This is a genomic window from Bifidobacterium sp. wkB344, assembly GCF_003688305.1.
Taxonomy (GTDB): Bacteria; Actinomycetota; Actinomycetes; order Actinomycetales; family Bifidobacteriaceae; genus Bombiscardovia; species Bombiscardovia mizhiensis.
On the sequence record NZ_NPOQ01000016.1, the window covers coordinates 18,128 to 33,428 of the forward strand.

The 15,301-nt window shown below is 62.1% G+C and carries 18 protein-coding genes; 10 read left to right on the top strand and 8 right to left on the bottom strand.

Annotated elements, in window-relative coordinates; genetic code table 11:
* Positions 1 to 25 precede the first annotated feature (25 nt).
* Positions 26 to 313: a hypothetical protein gene (locus tag CI601_RS04695; RefSeq protein WP_183129762.1), complete on the top strand. Its 288-nt coding sequence runs from the start codon at positions 26 to 28 to the stop codon at positions 311 to 313.
* Positions 314 to 444: 131 nt separating this feature from the next.
* On the opposite strand, the gene CI601_RS08610 is transcribed toward CI601_RS04695, so the two are convergent.
* Together CI601_RS08610 and CI601_RS04700 are read right to left on the bottom strand one after the other, a co-directional pair.
* Complete coding sequence (locus tag CI601_RS08610) at positions 445 to 519, bottom strand: 50S ribosomal protein bL37 (RefSeq protein ID WP_099327425.1); 75 nt, start codon at positions 517 to 519, stop codon at positions 445 to 447.
* Positions 520 to 604: 85 nt separating this feature from the next.
* Positions 605 to 1,573: an aldose 1-epimerase family protein gene (locus tag CI601_RS04700; protein WP_121914506.1), complete on the bottom strand. Its 969-nt coding sequence runs from the start codon at positions 1,571 to 1,573 to the stop codon at positions 605 to 607.
* Positions 1,574 to 1,745: 172 nt separating this feature from the next.
* On the opposite strand from CI601_RS04700, the gene CI601_RS04705 reads away from it, so the two are divergent.
* Positions 1,746 to 2,813 carry a 4-hydroxy-3-methylbut-2-enyl diphosphate reductase gene (locus CI601_RS04705; protein ID WP_121914507.1) on the top strand — a complete coding sequence of 356 codons (1,068 nt, stop codon included), beginning with the start codon at positions 1,746 to 1,748 and terminating at the stop codon, positions 2,811 to 2,813.
* 4 nt (positions 2,814 to 2,817) lie between these two features.
* Here CI601_RS04705 and ybaK read toward each other — a convergent pair whose 3' ends face one another.
* On the bottom strand, positions 2,818 to 3,324 hold the full coding sequence (ybaK, locus tag CI601_RS04710) for a Cys-tRNA(Pro) deacylase (RefSeq protein WP_121914508.1): 507 nt from the start codon (positions 3,322 to 3,324) through the stop codon (positions 2,818 to 2,820).
* 76 nt (positions 3,325 to 3,400) lie between these two features.
* On the opposite strand from ybaK, the gene CI601_RS04715 reads away from it, so the two are divergent.
* Positions 3,401 to 3,997, top strand: coding sequence for a DedA family protein (locus tag CI601_RS04715; RefSeq protein ID WP_121914509.1), 597 nt, complete (start codon positions 3,401 to 3,403; stop codon positions 3,995 to 3,997).
* 74 nt (positions 3,998 to 4,071) lie between these two features.
* On the opposite strand, the gene gap is transcribed toward CI601_RS04715, so the two are convergent.
* From gap to CI601_RS04740, 5 genes are all read right to left on the bottom strand, one after another.
* Entirely contained in the window at positions 4,072 to 5,127 is a 1,056-nt protein-coding gene (gap, locus tag CI601_RS04720) for a type I glyceraldehyde-3-phosphate dehydrogenase (protein ID WP_121914510.1), read from the bottom strand.
* A gap of 189 nt (positions 5,128 to 5,316) precedes the next feature.
* A complete protein-coding gene (locus CI601_RS04725) occupies positions 5,317 to 5,721 on the bottom strand; it encodes an arsenate reductase family protein (RefSeq protein WP_121914511.1) in 405 nt (134 codons plus the stop codon).
* A gap of 43 nt (positions 5,722 to 5,764) precedes the next feature.
* Positions 5,765 to 6,523, bottom strand: a complete 759-nt coding sequence (locus CI601_RS04730; protein WP_183129763.1) for a thiamine diphosphokinase — start codon at positions 6,521 to 6,523, stop codon at positions 5,765 to 5,767.
* Between the two features lie 41 nt (positions 6,524 to 6,564).
* On the bottom strand, positions 6,565 to 6,921 hold the full coding sequence (locus CI601_RS04735; protein WP_121914513.1) for a branched-chain amino acid transporter permease: 357 nt from the start codon (positions 6,919 to 6,921) through the stop codon (positions 6,565 to 6,567).
* Positions 6,918 to 7,655, bottom strand: coding sequence for an AzlC family ABC transporter permease (locus CI601_RS04740; protein ID WP_183129764.1), 738 nt, complete (start codon positions 7,653 to 7,655; stop codon positions 6,918 to 6,920). Before CI601_RS04740 ends, CI601_RS04735 begins: the two co-directional genes overlap by 4 nt.
* 174 nt (positions 7,656 to 7,829) lie before the next feature.
* On the opposite strand from CI601_RS04740, the gene msrB reads away from it, so the two are divergent.
* The 7 genes from msrB (at position 7,830) to xerD (ending at position 15,287) form a co-directional block, all read left to right on the top strand.
* Positions 7,830 to 8,807: a peptide-methionine (R)-S-oxide reductase MsrB gene (msrB, locus tag CI601_RS04745; RefSeq protein WP_121914514.1), complete on the top strand. Its 978-nt coding sequence runs from the start codon at positions 7,830 to 7,832 to the stop codon at positions 8,805 to 8,807.
* A gap of 140 nt (positions 8,808 to 8,947) precedes the next feature.
* Positions 8,948 to 10,837 carry an asparagine synthase (glutamine-hydrolyzing) gene (asnB, locus tag CI601_RS04750; protein ID WP_121914515.1) on the top strand — a complete coding sequence of 630 codons (1,890 nt, stop codon included), beginning with the start codon at positions 8,948 to 8,950 and terminating at the stop codon, positions 10,835 to 10,837.
* Positions 10,838 to 11,074: 237 nt separating this feature from the next.
* Positions 11,075 to 11,746 carry a translation initiation factor IF-3 gene (gene infC / locus CI601_RS04755; RefSeq protein WP_029676114.1) on the top strand — a complete coding sequence of 224 codons (672 nt, stop codon included), beginning with the start codon at positions 11,075 to 11,077 and terminating at the stop codon, positions 11,744 to 11,746.
* A complete protein-coding gene (rpmI, locus tag CI601_RS04760; protein WP_024627165.1) occupies positions 11,727 to 11,921 on the top strand; it encodes a 50S ribosomal protein L35 in 195 nt (64 codons plus the stop codon). Before infC ends, rpmI begins: the two co-directional genes overlap by 20 nt.
* 48 nt (positions 11,922 to 11,969) lie before the next feature.
* Complete coding sequence (gene rplT, locus CI601_RS04765) at positions 11,970 to 12,353, top strand: 50S ribosomal protein L20 (protein ID WP_015021618.1); 384 nt, start codon at positions 11,970 to 11,972, stop codon at positions 12,351 to 12,353.
* A gap of 116 nt (positions 12,354 to 12,469) precedes the next feature.
* Positions 12,470 to 14,248, top strand: coding sequence for a spermidine synthase (locus CI601_RS04770; protein ID WP_259465321.1), 1,779 nt, complete (start codon positions 12,470 to 12,472; stop codon positions 14,246 to 14,248).
* 109 nt (positions 14,249 to 14,357) lie between these two features.
* A complete protein-coding gene (xerD, locus tag CI601_RS04775) occupies positions 14,358 to 15,287 on the top strand; it encodes a site-specific tyrosine recombinase XerD (RefSeq protein WP_121914516.1) in 930 nt (309 codons plus the stop codon).
* The last annotated feature ends 14 nt before the right edge of the window (positions 15,288 to 15,301 follow it).

A 15,301-nucleotide genomic window follows, 5' to 3' on the forward strand; every position in this document is an offset into this window, starting at 1 on the left:
CGGGTACCAGGAAGTGGGCAGGAGCATGGACGGACGCGTGGAGATGAGTCACTACGCCTACGATGACGGCGGCTCTGTCAGGGTGTCCCACACCAGCCTGCGCATCTATCGGGATGCCTCCTGCGTGGATCCCAGCGACTGCTTCGACCCTGAATCCTGCTGCGACGATCGGGAGCGCATGGTCATCGAGGAGTTGCGCAGGTATCTGCGCCCCGAGTGCGCGCCGGACTGTCTGCTGGATCGGCTCAGGCACATGTTCGACCAGATGGACGAACTGGAGCAGGGAACCCCGGATCGCAATACGGACAAGTAGATAAAGTCAAGTAGGTTCAGTACCTGGCTATTCAGGCTATTGCTGGAATCATGGTCATGCGTATGCGACCATGGTTTTTTTTTTTATGCACATATGCAAAACCCCGGCACCATTGGTGCCGGGGCAGACGATTAGGTGTTCGGCCTCTTGCCGTGGTTGGCGGCCTTCTTGCGGCGATCCCTGCGCTTGCGTCCGCGCATGCCCATGATTGGACTCCTTTGCTACTGATGAACCTATAAGCCTTGCAGATTATCGCACACAGGGGTGACCTTTGTCGACCGGATGGTCCGCTCAGAGCTGTTGTGCCCGGTATCCCACCTGGGTGGTGTAGACGGCGGCAGGCTGCAGAATGACCAGGTTCCGGCCGGTTCTGAAGGCGTTGGCGTAGGCGGTCATGGGCTCCACGGCAACGCCGGCCGGGCGCATGCCGGCGTCGAAGCCGGTCCCGGTGCAGACCTGCCAGGAGGTGATGGTCTCATCGCCCCAGAGCTGAATGCGGATGCCGTCCGGCCTGGTGAACCAGGCCGAGCAGGTGCCGTCGTCGTCCCGCTCCACATCGGTCCATGCGTCGTCGAAGGCCACATCCTCGCCCAGCACAAGGCCCTGACGCAGATCGGTCCGTCCTTGGACAGGTTCGGTACCGGTGGGCAGCAGCCTGTCCGGGTCGACCACTACGTGGGTGCGGCAGGGGATGGACAGGGTGCAGGGGGCGTTGTCCTTCTGGATCTGGTCACCGATGCCCTGCTTGCCGTTGGACAGCCAGGGGTGGATGCCGAAGGCCCAAGGTGCGGCCTCGTCGCCCAGATTCAGGGCCCGGGTGGTCATGGTCAGCCCCTGGTCGTCCAGGGTGTAGGTGACGGTGACCACCACGTCGAAGGGGTATCCGGCCATGTCGGGCACCCGCCAGGAGAGGCTGACGGAGTCCTCGGCCAGGACCTGCAAGTGCCAGTAGGCGCGGTATCCGTAGCCGTGGATGGCGGTGCGCCGGTCATGCTCGTCGATGGGCAGGGTGTAGGTGTGGCCCTGGAAGTCGTAGGTGCCGTCCTCGATCCGGTTGGGGAAGGGGACCAGCACGTTCCCGTTGCTGCAGGGTACGGTTCCATCCGGGTCGAATGAAGCCAGCAGGTCCTTTCCCTGGTATTTCAGGACGCGCAGGATGGCTCCCAGCTCGGTCACCACTGCCTCGTAGTCCCCGTGACGGATGCTGTACTGCTGCCCTGTCCGGGGCACGGCCCCGCCCATCATCTCGTTCGTATGCATGCTCCCACTTCCATAGTGCCGTTGATGCTTGGTACGCCACCATCCTAGCGCCTTGGTGGTCTTGGCTTCTTGGTGAAAGAGTGGCGGATGGACTACCGTGGGCCGCTCTGGCTTTCTACCATGGTCTTGCAATGTCCGGGAGTATCCGGATGGACGTTGATAAGGAGCGGCAGTGGCAGGATTTCGGACCACCGTGTGCGAACAGCCGGCCCCGCAGGGGCATGGACGGGTCATCCTGGCTGATCCGCGCGGGTTCTGCGCGGGGGTGGACCGTGCCATCCAGACCGTGCAGACCATCCTGGATGCGGACAACCCTCATCAGGATCTGCCCCCGGTCTATGTGCGTCGGCAAATAGTTCACAACCGGCATGTGGTCGAGGACCTGTCCCGGCGTGGGGCTGTGTTCGTGGACGAGCTGGACCAGATTCCCGACCAGGCCGTCCGTGCCGGGGTTCCCGTGGTCTTCTCGGCCCATGGAATCGCCCCCTCGGTCGTCAAGGAGGCCCAGCGGCGGGGGATGCGTGTGGTCGATGCCTCATGCCCCCTGGTCAGCAAGGTTCACCGGGAGGTCCAGCGCTTCGTTCGCGACGGCTACCGGATTATTTACATAGGCCATCGGGGGCACGACGAGGCTGTGGGAGTCATGGGGGAGGCCCCGGACCGGGTTCATCTGGTGGAGCATGAGGCCGATATCGAGGCCTTGGACTTCGGACCGGACACACCCTTGGTCATGCTGACCCAAACCACCCTGAGCCTGGACGAGACCGCCGACCTGGCTGCGGCCCTGCGTCGACGCTTCCCTTGGATAGAGGAGCCCCCGGGCTCCGACATCTGCTACGCCACCCAAAACAGGCAGCAGGCGGTCAAGCTGGTGTCTGGCCAGGCGGACTGCATGATTGTGGTGGGGTCGGCCAACTCCTCCAATTCGGTGCGCCTGGTAGAGGTGGCCCGTCAGGCCTTGGATATGCGCTTTCCCGGTCAGGGTGAGCAGAGGGCCCACCGGGTCGACGATGCGGGCGAGTTGGATCCGGCCTGGCTGCAGGGCATGGATTCGGTGGGGCTCACCTCGGGTGCTTCGGTTCCCGAAAACCTGGTTCAAGGGGTGCTGGAGACTCTGGCTTCCCGGGGGTTCACCCAGGTGACCCGGGCTCGGGCGGTCGACGAACATATGCACTTCGTCCTGCCGGCTGCTCTGCGCTCCGCACGGGCGTCCAGGAAGGCTCCACAGCCTCAGCACTAATCTCTCAGTCGGTGGCCAGCGGGGCGGTCTTGGCCTTGAGAACACGGATCAGATCCCGCGGGTCCAGACCCAGGCTGATGCCGCGCTTGCCGCCGGAGACCATGATGGTGTCGAATTCCAGGGCGCCTTGATCCAGTACGGTGATGTGTGCAGTGCGCTGTCCGAAAGGCGATATGCCTCCCAGGACGTATCCGCTCTCTCGTTCTGCCTGGGCCTTGTCGGCCATGCGGGCCTTCTTGGCGCCCACGGCAGCCGCCAGATGTTTGAGGTTCAGGTGGCCGGTCACCGGAACAATGCCGATGACCCGTTCCTTGCCCGTGTCGGCCATCAGGGTCTTGTAGACCGTGCGCGGATCCAGGCCCAGCTTTTTGGCGGCCTCGATGCCGTACCCCTGGTCCATGTGGTCGGCATTGTGTTGATACTCGTGGATGGTGAAGGGAACTCCCAGACGCTCCAGCTGGGCCATGGCCGGGGTCGCGGCATCCGAGTCCGCCCGCTTCTTCTTGCTCATGACTCCATGCTAAGGTACTGACCGTTTTGGTAGGCTGAGGGGTGTCTTTGACGCCATTGCGCGGAAAGGGTGGTCCATGACCGCTGTCAATGCCTGGTTGCTCGATGCGGTGACGGGCGGCTGGGGGCTGGCCGTGCTCTTTCTGGCTGCCTTTTTGGATGCGTTGATCATTCCCATACCCACGGAGCTCATGGTCCTGGCTACGGCTTCGGCCTTTCGTGCCTCGGGGCGACCCCTGCCCGTGCTGGTCTTTCTGGTATGCGCCCTGGCCTTCGCAGGCGGCGACGCCTGCACCTATGGGCTGGGGAGGATGATTCCGCTGAATCGTCTGGCCGTCTTTCGTGGTGCCGCAGGCAAGGCTGTGACCTCATGGGCACATCGGGCCCTGCTGCAGGGGGGCGGATTCTTCACGCTGGCCTCTCGGTTCGTGCCTTCGGGCCGGACCGTGGTCAACCTTACTGCCGGGGCGGCGAGGTATCCGCTCAGCCGTTACCTGCCCCTGGCTGCCCTGGCCGGTCTGCTCTGGTCCATCTACATGTGGACCTTGGGGTACCTGGCCGCTTCCTGGCTGGAAAACAACCCTCTGGCCGTAATGGCCATCGGTTTTCTGGCGGGTATGATCGTCGGGCTGGTCTGCGACCTGGCCATGCGGGCGCTCACCCGGAAGCGCTGATGATAAGCAAGGGGCCCGCCCCCGTAGGGAGGCGGACCCCATAATCGCTATGGCCGGATAAACCGGCCGGATGCTCAGTCGCCCAATTCAGCGAAGTAGAGCAGGGTGCGGATCATGTTGCTGGTGAAGCCGTACTCGTTGTCGTAGAAGGCAACGGTGCGGACCAGCTGGTCGTCACCGTAGGTGTTGACATCGGTCTGCGTGGGATCGAAGATGCCACCGTGGGTGTCGCCGATCACGTCGGAGGAGACGATACCCTCGTCGTTGTAACCGAAGTAGTCCTTGCCCTCGAAGGCCTTCTTGGCGGCATCGTTGATCTCGTCGACGGTGACCTTCTTGTCCAGGACGCAGGTCAGCTCGGTGACAGAGCCGGAGGGAACGGCCACACGCTGTGCATGGCCCTGCAGCTTTCCGTCAACGGAGGGAACAACCTTGCCGATGGCCTTGGCGGCGCCGGTGGAGTGCTCGATGGTGTTGATGGCGGCGGCGCGGGTGTTGCGCGGCTTGTTGCCCTTGGGGCCGTCCAGCAGCATCTGGGAGCCGGTGTAGGCGTGGATGGTGGTCATGTAGCCGATGCGGATGCCGAAGTTGTCATCCAGCATCTTGACCATGGCGGCCAGGGAGCCGGTGGTGCAGGAGCCGGCGGAGATGATCTTGTCGGAGGGCTTCAGGGTCTCCTGGTTGACGCCGTAGACCACGGTGGGTGTGGTGTCGTCCTTGGCGGGGGCCGAGATCAGGACCTTCTTGGCTCCGGCGTTCAGGTGGGCCTGGGCCTTCTCGGAGGAGGTGTAGAAGCCGGTGCACTCCAGCACGTAGTCCACGCCGTCGTTCTTGACCCAGGGGATGTTGTTGGCGTCCTTCTCGGCGTAGACCGGAATCTCCTTGCCGTCCACCACGATGGCGGTGTCGGTAGAGGTGACCGAGACATTGGTGCCGTCGTCGTGACGGAAGGTGCCCTGGGTGCTGTCGTACTTGAGCAGATAGGCCAGAATGGCCGGGGTGGTCAGATCGTTGATGGCGGCAACCTCGATGTTGGAGGCGTCACCGCCACGGGCCTGGAGCTCAAAGATGCGCCGGAAGGCCAGACGACCGATACGTCCGAATCCGTTGATGCCAATCTTTACTGTCATTCAATTCTCCCTTGGAGATTGGCCGTATACAGCACAAAAATTACCGGACCGTATATGGCCGATTACTGATAACATCTCATAGTTTATAGAACCCTGTGTACTTATAGCAAGCGATAACGCGGGTTCTGCCAAGGAAAAAACGAACAAAAAAATTGGTAGGTTTTGTTGTTTGTTTGCGCAACAAAACGATCATGAATTGTGAGAATTTTCGTTCGTATCGACCAGCCAATCCTCCCACTGCTGCTGACGGAATCCGACCAGGACACGCCGACCATCCAGCAGGATGGGACGCTTGACCAGCATGCCGTCGGTGGCCAGCAGCTGCAGAGCCTGCTCTGTGTCCATCTGTGGCAGGCGTTTGCTTAAGCCCTGGCTGCGATAGGCCTGACCAGAGGTATTGAAGAATCGTCGAACGGGCAGTCCGCTCAGCTTCAGCCATTCGGTCAGTTCCTCCTGGGTGGGACGGTCCTCCTTGATGTCGCGCTCGGTGAAGTCCACATTGTGGTCACGTAGCCAGGTGCGCGCCTTGGCGCAGGTGGAGCAGCGGCTGTAGCAGATGAAGAGCGGGTGCTGGGCTGTAGGTGATGCTGTCATAGTTTTTCCTTTCCAAAGTGGAGTTTGAAGTCAAAAGCTAGGCTCAAGCCAGACGCCGGGAGGGACGGGTCTCCAGGGAGCCCAGGTCGGCCCTGGGTTCCAGTCTGGTGCCCCAGACCGGCTGGGGCGCCGAGGTGGGGTAGGTGACGAACACCGTTCCCTGTTTCAGGCCTATGTGGGCCGGTGCGCCGGGCAGGAACTCGTTGCTGACGCCGGTCACCTGCTGGTTGGTCATGGTCATGCCATCCGTCTGGTATTTGAGGCCCTGCTCAACCACGCCCAGAGCCTGGTCATCGGCCGCCAGGACGGAGACCATGGACCTGGGCGGGCAATCCCAGGCGGGAAAGTCCAGGCTTCCGGGGCCGAGGGCCGTGACCAGCATTCCCTGGCCCCAGAGTTCAGCCCGGCCCCCGCTGGCGGCGATCAGATGGATCAGGTTCAGATTGGCCAGCGTGTGGTCCATGCGTCCGCCCAGGCCACCATATATAAGGAATCGTCGACAGCCCCGCCGCCAGCCCACCTTGACTGCAGCCAGCAGGTCCGTGTCGTCCTTTTCGGCAGGCAGGACCCGACGGGGGATGTCTGTACGCAGCTTTCGGCTGCCGGCGGGCAGGGAGTCGAAGTCGCCCACGACCAGTTCGGGTTCGTCCCCATGCTCCAGGGCCGGCTCAAGTCCGCCGTCCGCCGCGATGACCAAGGCCTGTCCGCCGCGCGCCATCTCTTGTCCGAAATACTGTCCGGCGCCCCAGATCCGGCAGAGCGGTGCCTGGACAGCCTCGCCCGACTGACCGTCATCCTGCATAAGAGTCTTCTTTCTGCGCTCGTCCCTTGGAGGCGCCTCCATCATCCCAGACCAGCCAGACTGACCAGGAAGGTCAGCCACCCCTGTACCAAGGCCATGTAGGTCAGGGTCCCGCAGGCGATGCTGACCATCATGTTTCGCCAGCGCAGGTGGACCAGGGTCGTGACCAGCAGAGCCAGGGCCTCGTAGATCCCGTGGTCGCCTCCGACCAGGTTGGTGTGCCGGAGCGAATAGACCACTAGCAGTCCCATGACGGCAGCGGGCAGCAGTCGCCCCAGCCTGGTCACCAGGGCCGGCGGCCGACGCCCCTCCGGCCAGATGATGAAGGGCAGGAATCTGGTGGCCATGGTTCCCAGGACCACAATGCCTATGGTGATCAGTTGTTGCGTGGTGGTCATGAGGCCTCCCTCTGGTTGTGAAAGTCCAAGAGGATGAAGATGGCCAGGATGACCACCATGGACGGGATGATGAACCGGTCGGGCCCGAAGACCAGCAGGCAGGCCAGGGAGGCCAGCAGACCAATTATGGCAGGCAGGCGGGCCTCGGCCTGCCGCCACTGCTCCAGAAAGAGGACCAGGAACATGGCGGTCAGGACGAAATCCAGCCCCTTGGTGTCGAAGTTAGCCAGGTTGCCCAGCACAGCCCCCAGAGTGGCGCCGCCCACCCAGTAGATCTGGTTGAGCAGGGTGACGAAGAAGAGGTACCAGCCCTTGTCTGTCCCGGCCGGGTGAGGATCGGCGGATTCCAAGGCGAAGGTCTCATCGCACATGCCGAAGATCAGATAGGGCTTCTTCCGGCCCGTCCCTCGAAAGACCGGCAGCATGGCCAGGCCGTAGAAGAGGTGGCGCGCATTGACCATCAGGGTCAGCATCAGCGCGCCCCAAGGATTGAAAGTGGACATGAGCAGGTCCACGGTCACGAACTCCATGGACCCGGCGTAGATCAGGGCGCTCATGGCCAGCGGGTAGATCACCGGGAAGCCACGGCTGGTCATCAGAAAACCATAGGAGATCCCGAGCACCAGGAAACCAGCCATGATGGGCAGAGTCCGTGGGAAGGCCGCAGCCAGGGAGTCCAGGATGGTTCCGGAGGACTCCGTGTCTTCGTCGGCCTCTTCCTGCGCTCGCAGCATGACCCGCCTCCTGACTTCTTTTAGGGAATGGTCAGCAATGATAATCCCCTCTCGCGCCGCGGGGATAGGCCAGTCGACAATGTGAGAAGGCTGTCAAGACGGGGCAGGAGCGGAATAGGGGCTCTCCCGCTCCTGTTGAACCTAGCGATAGGCACCGGTATGCGAGGAGGAATCATGGACAAGAACAAGATTTCGACCAACAACCCGGCCACGGTCGTCCTGGCGGGGGGATGCTTCTGGGGCATTGAGCGGTTCTTCCAGGAGGTGGACGGGATTATCGACACCCAGGTGGGATACGCCCAGTCCACAGTGCCCAACCCCAGCTATGAGCAGGTTTGCAGCGGTGTCACCGACGCCGTGGAGAGCGTGCGACTGACCTATGATCCTAAGACGGTCAGTCTGCGGACCCTGACCCTGCTTCTGCTGGATCTGATCGACCCCTTCTCGGTGGATCGGCAGGGCAACGACCGGGGCAGGCAGTATCGCAGCGGCCTCTACTGGGATCCCGAGCATCGCGAGCAGGAGGAGCCCGTCTTCCGCCGCGCCCTGGAGGAGCTGGAGGGCAGGACCGGCCGTCATCCCGCTGTGCAGGTGGAGGCTCTGATCAACTTCTATCCGGCTGAGGAGTCCCACCAGGACTACCTGCTCAAGAACCCCGGCGGATACTGCCACATTCCTCTGGAGGCCATCGCCAACGCCGCCTCCCGCCAGCGCTACATCGAGCGCATCTGGTCCCTGGATCCTGAAAGCTACGAGGTCACCCAGCACTCGGCCACCGAACGGCCCTTCACCAACGCCTACGACGGGGAGTTCCGCCCGGGCATCTATGTGGATGTAGTCAGCGGGCAGCCGCTCTTCTCCTCGGCGGACAAGTACGACTCGGGCTGCGGCTGGCCGGCATTCACCAAGCCCATCGATCCCGACCTGCTGGTCAACCGCAAGGACTACAAGCTGCTGGGCCGGCCCCGGATCGAGGTGCGTACGGCACAGACCGGCATCCATCTGGGACATGTTTTCGACGACGGTCCGGCTGACCGTGGCGGGCAGCGCTACTGCATGAACTCCGCCGCCCTGCGGTTCGTGCCGCGGGACCGGATGGAACAGGAGGGTTACGGAGACTACCTGCCCCTGGTAGACCAAGCCGGTCGTTGACCGTTCTGCCTCCAGTGACACGCCGGAGCTTCTCGCCCATGGGGTTCCGGCGTAGTCCACATATAAGTGAGGCCCGTCTGTTTCCTGTTGTCCTTTTGAGCTATTGTGGACTGCTGGTGGATCGATAAGGAGTCATACCAATGTGCGGAATTGCTGGGTTCGTCAACGACACCTCTGCCGAGGAAAAAACGGCCGTGCTCAAGCGGATGACGGACATCATTGCCCACCGAGGCCCCGACAACGAGGGGCATTTCGTTGATGGGCGGGTGGCTCTGGGTTTTCGGCGCCTGAGCATCATCGACCTGCAGGGCGGCGACCAGCCCATCTTCAACGAGGACTCCTCCATGGCCATCACCATGAACGGGGAGATCTACAACTACCGTGAACTGCGCCGTCAGCTGATCGACCTGGGACATACCTTCTCCACCGAGTCCGACACCGAGGTCATCCTGCACGGCTACGAGCAGTGGGGTCACGAAGTGGTCAACCGCCTGCGCGGCATGTTCGCCTTCGTCATCTGGGACCGGGGACGCGGCGAGCTGTTCGGGGCCCGGGACCACTTCGGCATCAAGCCCTTCTATTACGCCCAGATGGGCGGCACCTTCATGTACGCTTCGGAGATCAAGAGCCTCCTGCAGCATCCGGACTTCCACAAGGAGCTCAACACCCAGGCCCTGCGTCCTTACATGACCTTCCAGTACCCGGCGCTTCCCGAGACCTTCTTCAAGGGCGTATTCAAGCTTCCCGAGGGCCATTGGTTCACCTTCCGGGACGGGAAGATGGACATCCACCAGTATTACGACCCGGCCTTTGGCGAGAGCAAGCAGGATCTGAAGGACCTGGTCGACTCCATCGACCAGACCGTCCAGGATTCGGTCAAGGCCCACCAGGTGGCCGATGTGGAGGTGGGCTCCTTCCTCTCCTCCGGGGTGGACTCCAGCTATGTCGCAGCCCTGGCACGCCCCCGGCACACCTATTCAATCGGCTTCGGTAAGGGGACCTACAACGAGTCCGACCAGGCTGGCGAGCTGGCCTCCATACTCAAGCTCAATAACACCACCGAGTCCCTGGACGGCGACCAGGCCTTCAGCTACTTCCCGCAGATTCAGTGGTATATGGACGAACCTGACTCCAACCCCTCCTGCGTGCCGCTCTTCTTCCTTTCCGAGCTGGCCAGCCGGGACCTGCGCGTGGTCCTGAGCGGGGAGGGCGCTGACGAGCTCTTCGCAGGTTACGTAGACTACGGCGTGCATACGCGCTCGCGCATCATCAAGGATGTCACCCGCCTCCTGGGGCGGCTGCCACGCAAGGCCCGGTATGCCATCGGACGCTGGGCCAAGGGCAAGCACTTCCACGGGGCCTGGCACCTGTACGCCAATCTGGCCCCCGCCGAGGAGAGCTTCATCGGCCAGGCCAAGGTCTTCGACGAGGACGAGGCCGGCAGGCTGCTCAAGCCGGCCTACCGCAAGGCCCCCCGTGTCTCTGAGATCACTGGACGAATCTATGCCCGGCTCAAGGGGCGCAGCCTGTCCGAGCTCAAGAAGAAGCAGTACCTGGACATCCATCAGTGGATGCCCGGGGACATCCTGCTCAAGGCCGACAAGATGACCATGGCCCACTCCTTGGAGCTGCGGGTGCCACTCCTGGACCGCAAGCTGATGGATGTGGCCGAGAAAGTGCCCACCAAATATCTGATCACTGATCAGAACACCAAGTTCGCCTTCCGCAAGGCTGCTGACCGCCATATTCCCCGGGAGTGGTCAGCCAGGGAGAAGCTGGGCTTCCCCGTGCCCATCCGGGACTGGCTGCATCAGGAGCGTTACTACCGGCTGGTCCGTAGCATGTTCGAACAGGACTGGGTGTCCGAGTTCTTCGACCAAGAGGCCCTGCTGCGCATGCTGGACGACAACTACGCCAAGCGCAACGACGCCCGTCGCAAGATCTGGACCGTCTACTCCTTCCTGACCTGGTATGACGTCTATTTCATCCACGACGGGACCAAGCCTGAGCTGCTGGATCTCCAAGCATAAGGGGTCTGTCCCGAGGACTGTGTTATACTGCTACACGGCTTGAGAAATCAAGAAAGCGGATGATCCCACCTGGGAGCCTTCCATGGCTTCGGGTTCGACCTGCGCCGATGACGGTTGGCCGTCATTACATAGGGTGCAGGTATTGGCGGTTTCGTTGCGATACAGCGGCGACGGTCATGTTCGAAACCTATGGGTTCTTCGCCTGGCAGTGGATGTTGTGGTATTTGAGAAGGAGTCATCATTAGCGACGAACCAAGGATTAACGACGATATACGAGTGTCTCAGGTACGCCTGATCGGGCCCAACGGCGAACAGGTGGGAATCATTGCGACCTCCGTCGCCCTCAACCTGGCCAAGGAGGCCAACCTTGACCTGGTCGAGGTTGCACCCAAGGCCAAGCCCCCGGTCGCCAAGCTCATTGATTACGGCAAGTTCAAATACAACGAGAAGATCAAGGCTCGTGAGGCGCGCCGCAATCAGAGCATGTCGGAGATCAAGGAGATCCGCTTCAGATTGAAGATCGACGATCACGACTTCGAGGTCAAGGAGGGGCACGTGCGCCGCTTCCTGTCCGCCGGAGACAAGGTCAAGGTCACCATCATGCTGCGTGGGCGCGAGCAGTCCCGGCCCATCGGCGGCGTGGAGCTCCTGCGCAAGCTGGCTGACGACGTCGCGGATCTGGGCTCCATCGAGTTTGCCCCCAAGCAGGAGGGGCGCAACATCATCATGACCCTGTCGCCCAAGGGCAAGAAGGTCCACACCCAGTCCGAGCAGCGTCGGCGGGGCGGTCAGGCCCGTGCCGAGCGCAAGGCCCGTCAGGCGGCCCATCTGGCTGCCAAGGCCGACAACAATACTTCTCCCAAGCAGATGAAATCCAAGGAGGGCAGCAATGCCGAAGATGAAAAGTAACTCCGCCGCATCCAAGCGCGTCCGGGCCACGGGTTCGGGCAAGCTCATGCACGCCGGGACCGGTATGCGCCACAATCTGGAGCACAAGTCGGCCAAGAAGCGTCGTCACCTGTCCACTGACGAGGTGCTCGCTCCGACCCAGTCCAAGAACATGAAGAGGATGCTGGCCCGCTGAGCGGGTGCTGTCGCGTCGAGTGAGATTTTAGAAAGCTGAGGAATATCTATGGCACGAGTCAAGCGGGCAGTCAACGCGCATAAGAAGCGTCGGGTCGTCCTGGAGCGGGCGTCAGGCTACCGTGGCCAGCGCTCTCGTCTCTACCGCAAGGCCAAGGAGCAGCTGCTTCATTCATATACATATAACTTCCGGGACCGCAAGGCCCGCAAGGGTGACTTCCGCAAGCTGTGGATCCAGCGCATCAACGCCGGATGCCGCGCCCAGGGAATCACTTACAACCGCTTCATCCAGGGGCTGCGCCTGGCCGGCATCGAGCTGGACCGTCGCGCCCTGGCCGACCTGGTTGTCAACGACATCGACACCTTCAACGCCATCGTGGCTGAGGCCAAGAAGGCCCTGCCTGCCGATGTGAACGCTCCGGTCGCTGCCTGATCAGCGGACCCGAACACCGCATTTCAAGAACCTCGCCTTGGCGGGGTTCTTTGCATATTTGACCATTCCTCAGCGGGACGGTAAGTTGATTGACGACAATGATGCCGGGAGCCGCCATGAACGATGATCACAGCCTAGACGCATCGGCTGTCTCGGCAGAATCGACAGAAGCGGCAGGTGAAGCCAGTCCATCACCTGGTAGCGGTAAACCCAAGCCAGCCAGAATCAATAAGCCACGGCCCATCCTTCGCTCGCGGATCTTTCTCTATGTGACGGAGTTCTTCTCGGGAATGGCCGTCATGGCCGCTGAGCTGGGTGCCTCCCGGCTGCTGGCACCTTACTTCTCGTCCTCTCAGATCGTATGGACCATCATCATCGGGACCATCATGATCGCCCTGGCCCTAGGCGCCGTCGTCGGCGGCCGTTGGGCCGACCGGAACCCCGACCCGGACAGGCTCTACCTGTGCATTATGGCCGCGGCCGTCTGGATTGCCCTGATCCCCCTGGTCGGCAAGTATCTGATCATCCTGATCTCGGGGCTGCTGATTGTGGCCGTCTCCACCAACTTCCTGGTCCTGGCGGCTTTCATCTCCTGCTTGATCATCTTTGTTCCGCCCCTCTTCCTCCTGGGCACCATCACCCCAGGTCTGGTCAAGAGCGCCACCGACTCCCTGGATGACAACGCTTCGGTGGTCGGCCGGCTCAGCGCCTGCAACACCGTGGGATCCATCCTGGGCACCTTCCTGCCCACCTTTGTGACCATTCCGGCCGTGGGGACCTTCGTCACCTTCCTGATTTTCTCCGGGATACTGCTCCTGGTGGCCTTGGTCTACTTCCTTTCCTCCCATGCCCACCGCCTGGCCTGCCTGATCGCCACGGTGGCCTTTGTGGTCTCGGCCGCCCTGTCGCCGATGACGGGGTTCGCCTTCTGGGAGAAGGGCCTGACCTACGAGGGCGAGTCCATCTACAACTACCTGCAGGTCAAAACCCTGGCGGACAGAACCATCCTGTCCACCAACGTCCTCTTCGGCGTTCAGTCGGTGACCATGAAGCACCCCGGGATGACCGGCATGTACTACGACACGGCCCTGGCGGCACCGCTCATGGCTGATCAGGCCCGCTCGGCTCTGATCCTGGGCATGGGGACCGGGACCTACGCCCGGCAACTGAGGCGGTACTATCCTCGGATGGCCATCCAGGGGGTGGAGATTGACCGGACCATCAGTGACCTGGCCACCAAGTATTTTGATCAGCCCGCCGATATTCCGGTTTCCACCTACGACGGGCGAGCCTGGCTGGCAGCCAGTGGCCAGCGCTTCGACCTGATTATGGTCGACGCCTATCAGGACATCACCATCCCCTTCCAGATGAGTTCCACCGAGTTCTTCACCCTGGTCAGGAATCACCTGAATCCGGGCGGGGTCATGGTGGTCAACATGAACATGATCGACGACGGTCAGGGGTCCATCAATGCAGCCCTGACCAACACCATCACTAGGGTCTTCGGATCCGACGCCATTCTGACGGCCGACGTGCCTCGGACCACCAACCGCGAGCTCTTTGCGCGCCGCCCCGTTTCCGACGATTTCTTGGGATCAGAAGGAGATAACCAAGGCAAGAAGGCGGCCATGAGAGACTATCCGCATTCCGACCTGCTGGCGGAGGCTGCCGTCAGGGTCAGCCCTGATCCGGACCTATCCCGGATGATGGAGCAGGTCAGCTCCAATCTGAGCACGGTTGAGGATGCAAAGGGGAGGATATTGACCGATGACAATGCACCGGTGGAGCTGCTGGGCATGCATGCCATCGACAGGATCATCAGCAGGGAGGCTGGACCCTACCGACGGATTCTTCAGCAAGAGGGGATCCAAGGGCTGATCCGGGAGGTCTCTTGAGCGGTCGCGGCAATACCGAGCGCGTCGGAAGCATGGAAACAGGGGAGCGGGGCATTAGAATATGGCCTACAGACCAGCACTGATGAAGAGAACCGGAGGTTAAGCGGTAGTGGACGGTGATCATCAGGAGGGGCTGACCGCCCTGCTGGATCAGTTCCTGGCCTATACCGGGCTGGAGCGGGGTCTAGCCCCTGCCACGGTCAAGGCCTATAAGTCCGATCTGACCATGTACATCAATTGGCTATCCGGTCGTGGAATCACCAATCTGGAACAGATCCAGACCGCCGATGTGGAGGGTTTCCTGGCCCATCTGGCCGATGAAAGTCCAGCCAGCCGCTCCCGAAGGATGGCCGCCGTCCATGAGTGGCACCGGTTCGCCCTCAAGCAGGGGGTGACCGACCAGGATGTCTCTCGCACCGTCAAGGCTCCCAAGGGCACCTCGGCCCTTCCCGATGTGTTGGACGTGGACCAGGTGGCCCGGCTGCTGGATGTGGCTGCCATGGGCGGATCCAAGGATCCGGTGGTCCTGCGGGACAAGGCCCTGCTGGAGTTCATGTACGCCACCGGCTGCCGGGTCTCGGAGGCCGTCGGCACCGATCTGGAGGACATGGACCTTAACGAGCGGGTGGTCCGACTGACCGGCAAGGGCGACAAGCAACGTCTGGTGCCCATGGGCTCCTACGCCTGCCAGGCCATGCAGGCCTACCTGAATATGGGACGGTCCAGCCTGTGCGATCGGGCCACCAAGGGCAGGGAGCTGCGGGCCGTCTTCCTCAACAAGCGGGGCAAGAGGCTGACCAGGCAGACCGTCTGGCAGGTGGTCAGGGATGCCGGACGCCGGGCGGGCCTGAACAGACCCCTGCACCCCCACACCCTGCGGCACTCCTTCGCCACTCATCTGCTGGAGGGAGGCGCCGATGTGCGTTCGGTTCAGGAGCTGCTGGGCCACGCCTCGGTGACCACAACCCAGATTTACACACACGTCAGCCCCCAGGCCCTGATGGAGACCTACCAGACGGCCCATCCTCGCGCTCGCTGACCCGCCAACCCGCG